The organism is Phycisphaerae bacterium, assembly GCA_041652575.1.
GTDB lineage: Bacteria > Planctomycetota > Phycisphaerae > Sedimentisphaerales > UBA12454 > UBA12454.
Genome location: JBAZHC010000006.1, coordinates 135,471 through 151,553 on the forward strand (window position 1 = coordinate 135,471; position 16,083 = coordinate 151,553).

The 16,083-nt window shown below is 43.1% G+C and carries 13 protein-coding genes; all 13 read right to left on the bottom strand.

Annotated features, from left to right (window positions below; genetic code table 11):
- Positions 1-194: 194 nt before the first annotated feature.
- Entirely contained in the window at positions 195-938 is a 744-nt protein-coding gene (locus tag WC496_06370; protein ID MFA5292644.1) for a DUF5677 domain-containing protein, read from the bottom strand.
- Positions 939-1,079: 141 nt separating this feature from the next.
- Complete coding sequence (locus WC496_06375) at positions 1,080-1,742, bottom strand: DUF4410 domain-containing protein (GenBank protein ID MFA5292645.1); 663 nt, start codon at positions 1,740-1,742, stop codon at positions 1,080-1,082.
- Positions 1,743-1,792: 50 nt separating this feature from the next.
- Positions 1,793-2,338, bottom strand: a complete 546-nt coding sequence (locus WC496_06380; protein ID MFA5292646.1) for a hypothetical protein — start codon at positions 2,336-2,338, stop codon at positions 1,793-1,795.
- Positions 2,339-2,692: 354 nt separating this feature from the next.
- Positions 2,693-4,219 (bottom strand): catalase, encoded by a 1,527-nt coding sequence (locus WC496_06385; protein ID MFA5292647.1) that lies wholly within the window; start codon positions 4,217-4,219, stop codon positions 2,693-2,695.
- 111 nt (positions 4,220-4,330) lie between these two features.
- A complete protein-coding gene (folP, locus tag WC496_06390) occupies positions 4,331-5,188 on the bottom strand; it encodes a dihydropteroate synthase (protein MFA5292648.1) in 858 nt (285 codons plus the stop codon).
- Positions 5,188-5,823, bottom strand: a complete 636-nt coding sequence (locus WC496_06395; GenBank protein MFA5292649.1) for a hypothetical protein — start codon at positions 5,821-5,823, stop codon at positions 5,188-5,190. The genes folP and WC496_06395 overlap by 1 nt, the downstream gene beginning before the upstream one ends.
- A gap of 148 nt (positions 5,824-5,971) precedes the next feature.
- Complete coding sequence (locus WC496_06400; GenBank protein MFA5292650.1) at positions 5,972-7,114, bottom strand: 4-phosphoerythronate dehydrogenase; 1,143 nt, start codon at positions 7,112-7,114, stop codon at positions 5,972-5,974.
- A gap of 133 nt (positions 7,115-7,247) precedes the next feature.
- On the bottom strand, positions 7,248-8,351 hold the full coding sequence (locus WC496_06405) for a nitronate monooxygenase family protein (protein MFA5292651.1): 1,104 nt from the start codon (positions 8,349-8,351) through the stop codon (positions 7,248-7,250).
- A 193-nt stretch (positions 8,352-8,544) separates the two neighbouring features.
- Entirely contained in the window at positions 8,545-9,645 is a 1,101-nt protein-coding gene (gene amrS / locus WC496_06410) for an AmmeMemoRadiSam system radical SAM enzyme (GenBank protein MFA5292652.1), read from the bottom strand.
- A gap of 314 nt (positions 9,646-9,959) precedes the next feature.
- On the bottom strand, positions 9,960-10,718 hold the full coding sequence (locus WC496_06415) for a hypothetical protein (protein MFA5292653.1): 759 nt from the start codon (positions 10,716-10,718) through the stop codon (positions 9,960-9,962).
- Between the two features lie 193 nt (positions 10,719-10,911).
- Entirely contained in the window at positions 10,912-13,797 is a 2,886-nt protein-coding gene (locus tag WC496_06420; GenBank protein MFA5292654.1) for an anaerobic glycerol-3-phosphate dehydrogenase subunit C, read from the bottom strand.
- Between the two features lie 63 nt (positions 13,798-13,860).
- Entirely contained in the window at positions 13,861-14,484 is a 624-nt protein-coding gene (locus WC496_06425; GenBank protein MFA5292655.1) for an NYN domain-containing protein, read from the bottom strand.
- 410 nt (positions 14,485-14,894) lie between these two features.
- Positions 14,895-16,061 carry an ATP-binding protein gene (locus WC496_06430; protein MFA5292656.1) on the bottom strand — a complete coding sequence of 389 codons (1,167 nt, stop codon included), beginning with the start codon at positions 16,059-16,061 and terminating at the stop codon, positions 14,895-14,897.
- Positions 16,062-16,083 lie beyond the last annotated feature (22 nt).

Consider the following 16,083-nt stretch of genomic DNA (forward strand, 5'->3'; position numbering starts at 1 on the left):
TACGATGAACGTAATTGAAACTACGAATCCATACAAATAGAAAAGCCACAGAGAACACAGAGGTCACAGAGATACAAATTTTTAAAATCGCAGATTACGCTGATGATATTGATTTAATTATTCACCACGAAGAGTTGAAGAAACACGAAGGATAAAATTAATTTCACCACAGGGACACAGAGAAAAATACCACATCAATCTTTGGTTGACAAATCATCAATTAAAGAATTGTACTCCTGCTCTATTGCTTCTTTGCCCCAGTTCTTTTTTACATGAACCGATAACAAGAACATGTAAGCAAAATTCAAGCATCTCATTTTTAGATCCCCCAAATTTTCATTTGTATCATCATTTATCTCCCCTTGTTTCAGGCTGCTTAGTATCAAAGGATCGATATGGACAGCGGGACAATACTGTGAGTATAAAATTGCTGAAACATTGCCGCCAAAAATATTTGATGTACTCTCAAATAGACCACCCTTACCGGTAATTCTTAACCTTTCTTTTTTTGCGTTATAGCCTTTGACAGTTCTTTCAAGTTGTTCTTTCAACTTTTTTATTTTCTTTAAGTCTTCTTTGTTTAATACTCCTTCTTCTAATTCAAGTAAGCCGTTGTATAAGTTTATTTTCTCATTGCCTGCATTTCTATCCCATCTTCGTAACCTATTATGGATTTCATTTTCATCGTCAGGGCTCACTACACACCAAAGAAATTTTATAAAGAACTCAGAAATGACCCTTATTAGTGCCATTGCGGGTAATTTAAAACCTTCATCAAGTAAAAGTACTGCCGCACGGCAATATGTTTTCATTACTGTTATAGCAAAAGCACAAAATAATAAGCTATGGCTCTTATCTCTGGACGACACTTCAGTTATTAGTTTCTGAGTGCCCTCAAACCACTTATTTATTGCTTTCTCAATTTTTTTGTGGCTCATTTTTCCCCTTTATAGTTTATCTTTTTGTGTTTACACAGTTACACAGCTTTTTCTTAATTATCATCGCACCAATGCCGAGCAGTAAAAGTGTGGCGAACCGGGTATCTGCACTCCAAGATAATCAGCCTAATTTATTGAAATCTACTTCTTACTTTTTTTAACTTTTTTATTTTTAAGCTCTTCACCACGTAATAACTTGGTCATCATTTCCACAAACTGCTTTCTAATTTCTCTATCAGTATAGTCGTTTGATACTGATGAGACGTTAAGCCCAAGAGTCGGATTTCCATTGTGATCCTTTCTACTTCCAAGTGCCATAAGCAGCTCGTCTTGTTTACTGGTTAGCTTGCTTTCCATTTGTATTTTTGTTGAACCTGCTCCACAGCCAATAATATAACGCATTGCACCGTTGCCAGGGTAAAATTCAGTAACCACAATGCTCAAGTTAGCTACTCTTAAAGTTTCCGGTACAACTTCACCAGCAGAAATTACGCTGAATAATGTTTTCTGGGGTATTGCTGCGGTCAAATCTACCTCTAAATCTGAAGCAAACTTTTTGGCCTGATCTTCTAATTTAGAATCTACTTTCTTCATCGATCCCAAATTCACATCTATTGGCTGTAAAGCTATGGCATCTATTTGATCTAACTTCAAATTATGATCTTTGTATACTAATCCCACATTCTTTTTATTTTCATATGAGAGCTTCTGATCAAGAACATGCAATCGGCTGTTATTTATTGAATAACAGCCGTATAAAAAGAACATTGGTAATAAAATTACACATCTTGCATATTTATTCATTGTTTCACTCCTTGATTTTTCTCTTTTGTTTAATATCAAGAAATCATTATTCATAGTTTCTCAACTATTGTTTTAATTCCTTTCTCAGCAACTTTTTTGGCTCCATATTCTGGAGTTCTCTCTTCAACTGACCATCCCCCAGTATTATTGGTTTCAAATATATTCCAAAGAATTTTGCCTGTATCCAGCGAAACACACTCTGCTGCAAAACCAACCATTGCATATTTAAACAAATCGCCCTTATTCCAAACAGTAACTTGACCTGTAATGATTACATTGGCTCCCGCCTGTCTTGCAATCTCATGACGCTTATTGGGATCTTCCCAATCTGTTTGTTGCAATTGAAGTTGTTTAATCGCATGATTCAGATCAAGAGTTGAGAGGAAAATATAAGGCACTTTCTCTTTTGATGAAATTTTTGCCAAAGCACTCTTGAATGCTACTGAAAAAATCCTCCCACTACCAGGTTTGTTTTGTGCATCCTCAAAAGGAATCAAAACTGCTTTTATATTCTTATTCTCTGGCAGGATTCTTTTGTTGCTAGATGTACAACCAGCAATAATAACGCAAGCTAATACGAGAATTAGTTTTCTCATTTACTCCACCTTTCAAAACCTCGATTTTTATTATGTAAAAGTATATTCTGCGGCATACGGATAAGCAAGGGAAAACAGGTCAAAAGGCAGAAGATGGGATTGCCGCGGCTGAAGCGGCCACGCCTGCGGCGGGCAAGCCTCGCAATGACCCTGATGAGATGGCTGCGGTGACGCAACTCGTTTTGTCTATCGTCTTACAGGGTCGGGATTAGTAAAAATCAATGAAATAAGTGTAACTTGTGGCTAAGCTATCTGTAATTAAAAACTGCTCACGTCTTTCGCAGTTTGTTTGCGACTTTAACCACATCAACCATCGCGGCGATATCAATTACGTCCAAAAAGTCAGGAAGCGATTTATTTTTCGGTAGCTTTCGCCCTTTCTTCGTCAGACATTTTTGCCAGTCGCTTAACCTCATTTATATCAAGACCCATCCCTTTGGCTACGCGACTGCCATAATCTTCGTCTGCCTTAAAAAACAGAGCTGTTTGCCGTAACTGGATACGCTTTTGTGCTTTGCCCAAATGGTCCACAATATTGCCAACGAGATTGCTGCGGTCGCTGTCTGACATTGCTTTGCGATACAGATTGCCGGCCTGAACGAAATCGTCGTTAGGAAAAGTGAACGGGAATCTGTCCGCCTGGCCGGAGATGTCGAAAGCAGGTTCTGCGGCTGTCGGGTCTGGAGCTTGTCCGCCGAAGCTATTCGGCCAGTAGTTTGGCCCGTCCCCGCCGTTGCCGTTGACCTGCATAAAGCCGTCACGCTGATAGCTTTTTTCGGGAGCGTGTTTCGGAGCGTTGACCGGTATCTGGTGATAGTTTGGCCCGAGTCTGTGAATGTGTGTATCGTGATAAGAAAACGCCCTTGCCTGGAGCATCTTGTCCGGTGAAAGTGCGATGCCGGGAACCATATTCCCCGGGCAGAAAGCCGCCTGTTCGACTTCCGCAAAATAATTAACCGGATTGCGATTCAAAACCAATTTGCCAATTTTAATCGGCTTGACTTCCGCATGCGGCCATACCTTTGTAATATCAAAAATGTCCCATGGGAAATTTTTAGCTTTTTCCGGCGTCAAAATCTGCATCTCGAGCGTCCATGAAGGATAATTTTTTTTCTCGATAGCCTCGAACAAATCGCGGGTGGCATGATTGGGGTCTTCGCCGCTGAGCCGTGTTGATTCGGCCCGGGTCAGATTTTTTATGCCCTGGTCGGTTTTGAAATGGTACTGTACCCAAAAGTACTGGCCTTTATCGTTATACCACTTGAATGTGTGGCTGCTGTAACCGTTCATATTTCGATATGTGGCGGGCGTTCCCCTGTCGGAAAAGAGGACTGTAACCTGATGAATGGATTCCGGCGTAAGTGACAGAAAATCCCAAAACATATCAGCATCCGGAAGATTGGTTTTCGGATTCCGTTTTTGCGTGTGTATGAAGTCGGGAAACTTGAGCGGGTCGCGAATAAAAAATACCGGCGTGTTGTTGCCTACTAAGTCGTAGTTGCCTTGGTCGGTATAAAATTTTATCGCGAATCCGCGCGGGTCCCGCGCAGCGTCTGCGGAACCTCTTTCGCCGCCAACGGTAGAGAAACGAACAAAGACATCGGTGCGCTTGCCGACTTGTGAGAGAAATTGGGCTTTGGTGTATTTGGTTACATCGGCAGTAACTTCGAAATAGCCGTATGCTCCGGCTCCCTTTGCATGCACGACTCGTTCAGGAATTCGCTCGCGGTCGAAATGGCCCAGCTTCTCCAGCAGGTGAACATCCTGCATCAATATTGGCCCTCGCTCACCGGCCGTTAAGCTGTTCTGGTCGTCGGCAACAGGAATTCCAAAGGCGGTAGTTAGTTTTTCCTCTTTCTTTTTATCTTTTTCTTTTTTCATTTTAAATCCCCTGTTTTAGCAGTATTATTTAATATATTCATTTAACGCGATGCTAAGCACGTTGATGACTCTCCACCCCGATAAAATAGCGAGCAACTCTTTGCCTGTCAACTATAGAATAACTTTCCCAAGTCTGTTTGCGACTTTAACCACGTCAGCCATCGCGGCGACATCGTGAACACGCACAATTGAAACGCCCGCCGCCGCGGCCAAAGCAACTGTCGCGGCAGTTCCGAAAATTCTGTCCTTCGGCTCCTCTTTACCTGTCAGTATCCCGATAAATTTCTTTCTGCTGGCACCGAGCAAAACTCTGAAACCACTGTTTACAAAAACATCGATGTTTCGCAGGAGCTCAAGATTATGTTCGAGTGTTTTGCCGAACCCAATGCCGGGGTCGATAAAGATTTTCTCTTTTTCAATACCTGCCTTTTGTGCGGCCGATGCTCTATCCAATAAATAATCGAGAACCTCACCAACGACATCTTTATACTTCGGCTCTTTCTGCATTGTTTCGGGATTGTTTTGAATATGCATAAGTATTACCGGTACTTTTTTCTCCGCCGCAAGCTGCGCGGTTCTGTCGTCGCTTAAAGCGGTTATATCATTTATTATCGAAGCGCCTGCTTCGAGGGCCGCCTTCGTAACTTCAAAATTTTTACTGTCGATACTTATCGGGATTTTTATTTTGCCGGCAAGTTTTTCGATAACCGGAATAACTCTTTTGATTTGCTCTTCTGCGGAAACTGGTTTTGAGCCGGGGCGGGTGGATTCGGCGCCGATGTCGATTATCGCTGCTCCCTCCTGCTCCATTTTGATACCACCGGCGACAGCTTTTTGAGTATCGAGGAAATCACCGCCGTCGCTGAACGAATCAGGCGTAATATTCAGAACGCCCATTATGATACAGCCGGCGGAAAAATCCATTTTCCCAACCGGCCATATCAAAATATCTTTATCCTTATCCTGCATTACTCGACAATCTCTGCCCTAAGCACAAGAAAGAACATATCATTGCCGATTTGTGTCTGGGCAACAATAACAGGCTTTTGAGCAAGGACAACAGTTATATTTCGATAATCAACAGAACTGCTATCCGGCGGGCATTTATTCTCAATTTTGCTATATATAAATTTGGACTTAAATGACCACTCCACATATACCTGCTTATTTCCCAAAATGCTTGAACGTGTCCAGAATTCTACTTTTTGACCATAAGAACGATAGGTTCGTGACGTTATTGGTCTTGAGCTATCGCCAACAAAAGATTCTGTCGAATCGCCGAAATATGTTTCATTAGTGAATACATTCTCAACTTCCGTCTTAACCATAGCGCGAGTTGCTGCAGAAGCTGTGATACTGCCGCTGTTTGGCTCACCAAGGCACCAAATCAGATTCATTACTGAAACATTTTCTTTGTCTTTTTCCGATAATGGCTTTACGCCGGATTTAGCCAGGGCATCTGCGTCAACCTTTACAAGCCAGGCGTTGACAATAACGCTGCGATAGTCAGGTTTCTCTTTTTCCGGCTCTGCGGCTTTTTTCTCTTCTGCCCAAACAACCGAACACATTGCCAGAATAGATGCCAAAATCAAAAGCTTTTTCATAATCTTACCTCTCAAAATTAGACGCCAATTAACACTGTATGATTAGACACGGATTTACACTGTATATAAAAAAATATATCTCTGTGTTCTCTGCTGAAGCGAAGCGGAAGTCCCGACGCATCGGGATGCTCTGTGGCTAAAATAAAATTTATTCTCTGTGGCCATCAGTTTTAAACCCTATACCCTCAAATATAGTTTTAAGTTTCTCATCCTTTATTGAAACGACTGTATTCTGAAATTCTCTGCGGACGTGATAATTTTTCCGCAGGCCGTCGAAATACGCCCCGCCTGTTCCGGCAGGAGCTTCCGTTATCCGTCTCAATTTTTCATCATCTATTCTTATGTCGTAGAGCATATTCACTGCCGCCGATAATGGGTTTTCCTCCTGCTCGTTGATAACAATTCTTTCAATCTGCGATGGCGGCAAAAAATTATTAATGTTGAACTTCGACTTGATTCCGAAGTGCATGCAGAACGCCTCATAAATCATAACCATACCCGCGACCTTGCCGTCATAAGAATAGCCTGCGATATGCGGCGTGCCGTAATCGACCATTTTCAAAAGCTCGACATCGATATTCGGCTCTTCCTCCCATACGTCAAGTACGCAAGCTCTTGTTTTGCCGGAAGTTATAGCGGTTTTCAGTGCCATAGTATCGTGTACTCCGCCCCGGCAGGTATTTAAAAAAATCGCTCCTTTTTTCAGGGCCGCGAAAAATTTCTCATCGGCCAAATGAAAAGTTTTATCGATTCCCTCTTTAGTCAGCGGCGTATGCAGCGTTACGATATCGCAATTTAAAATTTCCTCTATCGGCCGGTATTTTTCATCGCCGGTTTTTCTTTTCAGCGGCGGGTCGTTGAGGACAACTTTCATTCCCAGCGCTTTTGCTTTTTTTTCTACTTTACTGCCGACATTTCCAACTCCGACGATGCCGATTGATTTTTTTGAAATATCTAATTTGTATTTATCGGCAAGATTTAAAAGTGCCGATACGACATATTCCGCGACTGAATTGGCGTTCGAGCCAGGCGCCGATGAGAAACCGATTTTTCTCGATGCGAGGTATTCGAGGTCGACATGTTCGAAGCCGATTGTCGCTGTGCCGACGAATTTTACATTTGTCTCGTCGAGCAGGTCCTTATCGACTTTTGTAATGGTACGCACTAAAAGCGCATCGACGTCTTTTAAAATTTCACGAGTGATCGTCCGGCCGTGAATTGTTAAACAGTCCCCGGCCGAACTGAAACATTCCTTTACAAACGGTATATTCTCGTCTGCTATAATTTTCATCCCGCACCTTCTTTTTATTCAATTTTCCAGTGAGTTTATCCAATATGCAAGTTATTTTTTTCGATTATCCAAAAACTTATGCCTTTGGGAATACTTGGAAGGTGCGGGATTCGTTCACAATAGATTTTGGCAGCTATTTTGCACTGGGGCATTGTTGTTTTTCTGTGGAAAGCGCCTGCTTTAATTCTTCAACCAGCTTATCGACAAGCACTTTTACAGGTATAATTTCGGTGCATTTATAGGCGTTTGAGCCGGCAAACACGAAAGATTCGTCCAGTTTACCTTTCGAAGCGTTTGACAAAACTTTGGCTATGCAGTACGGCGCCTTATTGGGGTCGCAGGTTCTGAGGCATTTATAAACGCACTTGAAAGGCACAGTCAGCCCCTGTTTAATTTTTTCCACAAACGGGCTATTGATAACCCTGCCCGGCAGTCCGACCGGACTTTTTATAATTGTTATATCATTCGGGCCGGCATTTATATAGGCCTGCTTAAAGTTTTCATGAGCATCGCATTCGTCCGTGCAGACAAACCGAGTCGCCATTTGAACTCCTGCCGCGCCTAATCTGAGAAAATGCGCTATATCTGCGCCGTCAAAAATTCCTCCCGCCGCGATAACCGGTATCTTCGGCTCGAACGTATTGGCAAACTCAATCACCTCTTTGACTATCTGTTCAAGTGTCATAGCTGTTCCGTCAGCCAGACTCTCGGCTGAATAGCCCAAATGACCGCCCGCTTTGACGCCTTCGACAATCACGGCATCGGGAAGCTTGTTATATCGGCCTTTCCATCTTCTGCAGATAAGTTCCATCGCCTTGACAGATGAAACTATCGGAATCAGTTTAATATCTTTTCCGTTGAGGAATTTAGGCAGCTCCAGCGGCAGACCTGCACCGCAAATTATCATATCGACATTTTCTTCAACCGATATCTTGACAAGATTTTCATAATCGGTAAGAGCGACCATTATATTAACGCCGATGATTCCTTTGGTAAGAGTTCTTGCTTTTCTGATTTCGTTTCTCAGGGATTCGCCGTTAAAAGTCCACAAATCCTTTCCGCTGAGATCCTCAAACAGACCGATTCCCGTACTGGCGATAACTCCGGCGCAGCCGGTATTGGCGACCGCAGAAGCAAGCCCCGCTTCGGATACCCTGATTCCCATTCCGCCCTGTATTATCGGCGGATTAATCGTTAAATTCCCGATTTTCAAATCGGGTATATTATTGGTCTGCATAAATACCTTAATTTAATTTAACTTAATAAAGCTTTAGTACTATAAGAGAATGTCGTTAATGATAGGTGTTGAAGCTGCTATTATTCTCAGGCGATTACTCTTTTCAGCGCCCGCATAATGCGACAATTCTGATTTAATACATACCCGAATTATACTACCACCATTATGGACTATAAACAACAATTATCTTTTTTTAACTATTAAGGGTATTGTTAAGCTCAAAACCCGCTATTTTTTCTCCACAGTCCGGGCAGCAGTCCTCTTCGACCCTGTTTTTAAGCACATAAAACCCCTCGCGCCCTATCAGCAGGCAGTCGCACCTCGGACAGTACGTATTTTCACCTTTTATTGTTCGAAGGTTCCCGATGTAAACATATCTCAGACCCGTCGCCTTGGCGATATCATAGGCCCTCTGCAAAGTCGCCCCCGGCGTCGGAGGCATCTCGGAATATTTATACTGCGGATAAAACCTGCTGATGTGCCAGGGAACATCCGGCCCGCAGGTATTGACAAGAAACTCCGCAATTTGTTTCAACTCGATATCCGAATCGTTCTGCCCCGGCACAATAAGAGTCGTTACCTCCATCCATATTTTCGTATGATGAGCGATGTATTCTATCGTATCCAAAACAGGTTTCAGTTTCGCCCTGCAGAGATTTTTATAGTATTCTTCACTGAACGCCTTCAAATCCACATTTATCCCGTCGAGCCATTCGGATGCGAAATCAATCGCTTCGGTCGTCATAAAACCGTTGGAAACAAAAATATTGGCAAGGCCTTTTTGTTTCGCGATTTTCCCGCAATCTGCCGCGAACTCCATAAAAACTGTCGGCTCGGTATAAGTGTACGCCATACTTTTGCACTTGGCCTTAATCGCAAAGTCCACAATTTTTCCCGGCTCCATTGGCTGCCCATCAATTTGACTTCCCTCGATTGCCATCTGGCTTATCTGCCAGTTCTGACAAAAGTCGCACTGAAAATTGCAGCCCGGCGCAGCGATTGAAAAACTTTTGCTGCCCGGCAAAAAATGAAATAACGGCTTTTTCTCTATCGGGTCCGGATTGGCCGAACAGAGTTTGTGATAGTTGAGTGAATATAATTTCCCGCCGATGTTTTTACGAACGCCGCAATGCCCCAGAGAATCTTCGCTTATAACACATCGCCAGTTGCACAGATTGCATCGGACCTTCGCGTTTTCAAGCGCCTTATATAGAACGGCTTCTTTTAACTCGTCTGTCATACCATAATTGTAAAACAATTCAAAAAATTTACAATGATTTTCGTTTTTAACCATGGACTTGCCCTTCGTCTTGTCCTCAGAAGCTTTAGCGGAGGAGGAAGCCTCGGCGTAGAAGGGCTCCACGGATTTCACTGACTTATTTTTCACTAGACATAAAAAGGCAATATCTTGCCTAAGGTCGGATGAAGCAATGTTCTCTATCCCTATTTTGACTGTTGAACACAGGAGGTGGAGCTTGTGTTTTCGTTTCTACCGAAAACACAAGCTCCACCTCATTGTTCGGCTTTAGCTTTTTACTCTACGCAACTTGCTCGTGCTAGTAATTCTGAGCGACTGTGATGCCTACGGTACCAACTACAGCACCAAGTTCATTTATTTTTCTTCATCTTAGACTCTATACTCTCTTTTTGTACTTTGTACTCTGGTTTGAGCTGATTAAGAGCACGTTGAAGCGAGACCAGGGCATCTGGGTTTGGTGAGGATGAATCGAGGCATTCCATTAGCTTCGTCAAGGTGTCTACGATACGCCATCCCCAGTCCTTTTTGATGTCATTCTCAAGAACGTTGATAAGATTCAAGATGTATCCCATTTGGCCCGTCTTCTTATATTCAAACGCCTTGGTAATAAGAAGATCCCTGTTCAATTCTTCTACCTGGTCCTTCAGTCCCTTAAACGCTTTGTCCAGTCGATATTCTATCGCATCGTACTTCTTCTCCAATCGAGACTCGATCGCTTTAGTGGCTTCGTCCAGTTTCTCTTCGGCCTTTTTGGTAAAATCCATGAAGGTGTTCTTTATTGCGTTTACTTCTTCCTCGCGGCTAGCGCGGGCTGTAGCCTCTATCTCGGCCTTGATGGAATCTATCTTACGATTGTTGAGCGAGAAGTTCTGGAAGAAGTTGAGGCCAACTATTGCCAGCATTATAGCCCCCACGCTGCCGAGGGCGAAGTATATGGTATTCAGTATTTTGGTGTTTATCTCCTCAAGGACTTCGACTTTGTCCCCAAGCACTTGAATTGGCGTGACCGAAGGCATTGGAGTTTGAATAGCCTCCTCTTGAGCAAACAAGTCGTGGACTGTCAGTAGCACAAACGCGATAAGAACAATGAGTAATGGTCGTTGGTTCATGATTTCTCCTTATCTTTTCTGTCGAACAATAATTAAACTCTCCATATAAGACAGCAAATAAATTACTTTTTTTACTCAATATACAGTTTAACCATTCCAGTATAAAATACAAACAAGAAAGAATCAGCGTTTAACAAATTTGTGTCAATTAGTGCCTGCCCCGCACCTTGTACGGTGCGGGGTTCATTTGTTGTTAATTTATCAGCCCGAAAGCCTGTGCCAATATCTTAATCGGGTGCTCGGTTTTTTTGCCCGTTAATTGTTCTATCTGCATTTGACAGGTAGAACACTCGGTAAGAACGACATCCGCTTTCGATTCGGCTACTTTCTCGGCAAGCTTTTCGCCGATTCGCATTGACATATCGTAATTTTTCTTCTGCATTCCGAATGTCCCCGCGATTCCGCAGCATCCGCCGTTAAGTTCTTTTACATCTATACCAGCAAGCTGCTTCAAAACCTCCAGCGACGCCGGCGTCCTCTCCAGCGCAATAAGATGACAAGGCGTATGATGAACATACTTCTTGTCGGTTAGCCCCGCCAATATTTTAATCCCCGGCAGGTGGACCTTGGCGGGGTTGAGTTTATTTTCTTTCATAAGATTTTTCAAATAATCGAAAAACTCAAACGTGTTTCCCGAAACAATTTTTGCTTCCGGACTATCGACAAAAAATCTCAAATCTTCCTTAAGGCACAATGCCGCGCTCGGCTCAGAACAGATTATTTTATATCCGCCCTTTACAGCCTCACAAAGATATTTGACGTTATACCGCAAATCCTTTCTGCTTGTCTTTATATCGCCGTAAACCGCCGCAGGCAGCGGAGCGGGCCTTTGTTTGGGAATAATCACATCTATATTATTGGCCCGCAAAAATTTTATTACGGCAAAACCAAGTTCATGGTCGTTGTAATTTACAAAAGTATCCGTAAAGTACGCAACCTTATCAATCGGCTTTTCCAGCTTCGGCTGAGCGGCCAGATATTTTTTCGCCTTCCTGATAAAGCTCGAAAATCCGAATTTCGGCATCGGCCTTCTCTTGTCGATACCCAACAGAGCCTGCATGGCCGATTTCACAGGCGCAAGACTCATAACCATATTACTTATCGGCGAAAAAGCCGAACCGAGAATACTCATATATCGATTGGACGACAGAACCTTTGCCGCCCTGCTCAATCCGCGTCTTTTCGCAAGTCTCGCCCGGACTTCCATCATCATTTTTGAAACATCGACGCCCGATGGGCAGTCAATCACGCAGGCCTTGCAGTTAAGACACGTCGCAAGAATTTCCCTGAATGCCTCCGACTCGAAATCATTTTCCGTAATAATTCCCTTCGCCCAGGCCGCAAGCAGATTCGCCCGCGCCCGCGAGGAATCCATCTCGTTTCCGGTCGCCCGAAACACCGGGCACATCCGAAGCGCCGAATCGGTGCTCTTGCACGCTCCGCAGCCGGTACACTGAATAAGCTCGAACTTAAACTCATCCGGCCTGAAATTCAGATGCGTCTTTGTTTTTTCGTCGATGATTTTATTTCCGCCGCGCAGGTTTTGCGTCATTATATCGGCATCGTCGCTAATGATTTTACCCGGATTAAGAATATCTTTAGGGTCGAATATCTTTTTAAGCTTTTTAAGAATATCGCAATATTCCCTGCCGAAATGTTTTTCCATAAACGCCGCGTGAATCAAACCGTCGGCGTGTTCGCCGCTCAGCGAGCCGCCGTATGACAGCGCAAGAGAAAAAACCTCATCGGCTATATCCGTCATTTTTTTTACATCCGCCGGGTCGGACAAATCCAAATACGGCCGAACGTGAATCTCTCCGTCGCCGGCGTGTCCGTAATAAACCATATCGGCTTTATACTTTTCGCCGATTTTCTCCAGACCCGCCAGATACTCTGCGAGTTTTTTATTATCGACCGAAACATCTTCGATAAACGGTATCGGCTGCTTCAGGCCCTTTTTCCTGCTCAATAGCGGAACCGCGTCCTTACGGCATTTAAACAGTCTCTTCTGCACCGCCGGGTCAAATACGATTTTTTTGTCGTAGCACAATCCGCCGACCGCTGAAACTGTCTTTTCTATTTTTTCTTTAACCTCTTCATCTGTATTGCCTGTGTATTCGACAAGAAGACTTGCGACAGAATTGGGATTGAGAATGTCGTGGTATTGTTCGAACGCGTCCCTTGCGATTTTTATCAAATCCTGCCCCATCAATTCGCACGCCGCCGCGCCGCAATCGACAATCAGCGGAACAGCCCGCGCCATCTTATCGAGCGAATCGAATTCGAACTGAACAACCGCCGAAACTTTCGGTATATCGACCGTCCGCAGCGTAACTTCCGTAAATACCGCCAGCGTCCCTTCCGACCCTGCCAGCAGCTTTGCCATATCTATCCTGCCGCTGTGAATAATACCTGCGATATTATATCCGCTGTGATTTCGTTTTGTTTCAGGCTGAACCCTGTTAATAAGTTCGGCGTTTGTGCTCAGCAGGTCGAAGCAGTCTTTTGATATTTTTTTTTCGCCGCTGCCGACATTATTTACAAACTCAAGCGTTCTTCCATCCGCCATAACCGCTTTTATTTTTTCGACGAAGTTTGCGATATAACCGTAGCTTAGCGAATGTGCGCCGGTGGAATTATTTGCGACTACTCCGCCGATTACCGCGCGGTTTCCGCTTGACGGGTCCGGCCCGATTTTTTTGCCGTACCTGGCCAAATGTTTATTCAAATCGTCCAGTACTACTCCGACCTCGCAGCAGACAACGCTGCCGTCTGAATTCGTGCTGATGATTTTGTTCATAAATCGGGTAGTATCGAGTACGATTCCGCCGGTCAATGATTCGCCTCCGAGTCCGCTTCCGGCCCCGCGCGCAACCACCGGTATATTGTTTTGATAAGCGTATTTTACAACAGCGGTTACATCGTCGGCGTTTTTCGGCGCAGCAACGCACAGCGGCATTATCTGATATATGCTCGCGTCGGTACTGAACACAACGCGGGTAAAAATATCAGCGAAGCATTCGCCTTTAATTAGATGCGAAAGCTCATCTGCAATTTGTTGTGAATTTTTACTGGTCATCTTTTACCTGTAGATTATATAAATATCCCGGTTTTTCTTATGCAGATATAGCAATTTCATAGTTTATCGCCATTCTGAGGGTCGTTGCAATACGTATCCATCTGCTTTGATAACTTTATCGGGAAATTGACATTTTGCAAGAAGCCCATGACCGATGGACAACTGATCATTTGCAACTGCCTTTAATGCTGCGGAAGAGCGGTTAGGTGGGAAAAATACAATTACCCTTTTTTGTGGAAACATTGTTTTTATCGTCTCGACCGGTCTGACTAAATCGCTATCAGCAGAAATAAGCAGAGCAGTGTCAAACTTGTCGCCAAAAGCATCAACAAGCATCTCTGTCGCAATATTGACATCCGTCATTTTTTCTTCAAATCTCGGCCAGCTATCTCCGCAATTTCTGCAGATGATCGGCTTGCTTAAGTAGTGACCATAATATATTTCAAAATCGCTCAAAGTTTCCAGTGCTTCAAGAAAAGTGGTTTGTCTTATTCTTTTATCCGACGGGCCTGATATTCGAGTGGTAAAATATTTAGTTGCCACCAGTTGCTGATTTCCCTTTAACAGATTTTGAGCCATCGCTTTTATGTTGAGCCAGTAAAACCGCTTAAAATTGCCGGCCCTAAGGCCGAAATATAGATTAAAACCATCCACATAAGTTATGACTTTTGTTACGGTTATTGCCATTTTATGGATATTTCCCTAAAATAACTTGACGAACAAGCCGATATTATCTATAGTATATAAAAATGAAACTCCCCCGAAGATAGCATCTTCGGGCTTACGCTCCCGTAAGGGGGCGTTTCTTTTGCGCCAAAATACCATTTTTTTTCACATATTCAACTTTTATCTGTTTAACTGACCGTCTGTTGCATCGAAAGACCGTCTTGTTCAGAAACATACCATTTCCCCGATATCAGGAAAATGGTGTAACAACTCAAAATTCTTACGTGGCTTTACGATTATCTCCCTTGTCGGTTTTGACCATTTTGCGCGTACGCGCAAAATGGTCATCGGGATTCATCCCTGCATTTTTACAGGCCGTTTTTGCCTTTTCCATTTTTTCTCATTATTTTTTAATGGCACAGATTATTATTCTAAAAATACCTCTGCCATTTCCCGTCTTTACCATAACCTGGGCATTTTTCATAGCCGCAAGCATTCCAAACCGAATCAAATGCCGGTTTCAAAATTTCGTCTACTGGTAAATCGTAACTCTCAATCCTTATTGGCAGTATACTTAACTCGTCTTGAGTAATGGATGGAACCGCCTTATGCCATCGAATCGCTTCCGTTCCCATTACATAACCTTTGATATCTATCAATGACAAACATATCCATGCTGGCAATTCAATCTGATATCTTTTGAATGAGCCAAGATAATTATTTAAGAGCGCTATCATTTCTTCTTCATAACTTGGTGGTATTATCTTCTTATCGGAACCTATGAGCATATTGGCATCTACACGCTCTAATATTCCATTATTAAAAATATGAGTGTAACAATAGACTCCTTGTAAGTCCGGCCAATAAGTCATCATTCCATCAAATGTTATTCTGCTGTTATAGCCGCCAATGCTATAACTTGGCGGAAAACTTGAAGAACAATTCTCCCCTAAATTATATTTCTTACCAATCTCAAAGGATGAATCCGGTATTATATGTAATACGATTTTTGCACCCGATACCAATGGCGCAAATGTTTCATTTGTTGAAATTGCAGAAAGTCTGTCGTTTCTGAAGTTTCTAATTTTTGTGGCAAGTGTCTCCGATTCCAGAAACGCTCTTCTTAAATCTTCTATTTCGAGCTGGTGTACTCCACTGGAGTTTCTGCCATGAAAACGAAAATAGTTATCAATTCGCACAACATGAGGTCTTGCGATACTTCTGGGTATTTTTATAATCACAACTTTTTTCAATCCACCAACATCTACCTGATGATAATCAACGCCTCTAATAACAGGAGCAACCCCTGTTCTGAGCAAATTCTCAGAACGCTGTTTGAATTTATCGAAATCTTCGATTTTTACTCCATACACTTTTATTGGCACACCTTTTTCTTCATCAATACCATAAACAAGATAGCCGCCAACTGTATTAGCAAATGCGCTGATATCTTTAAGCAGTTCTTTATTACCGGCGGGTGTTTCTGGCGGCAGTTCCCTTTTATAGTCCAGACCTCTATCTTCCGGAATTTTATTTTCAATAATCACATTTATGTCATCCGCCTTAATCTCTCTTAACGGCTTATTAAACGGTTCCATTGGGCTCTCTCTTTAAAATATT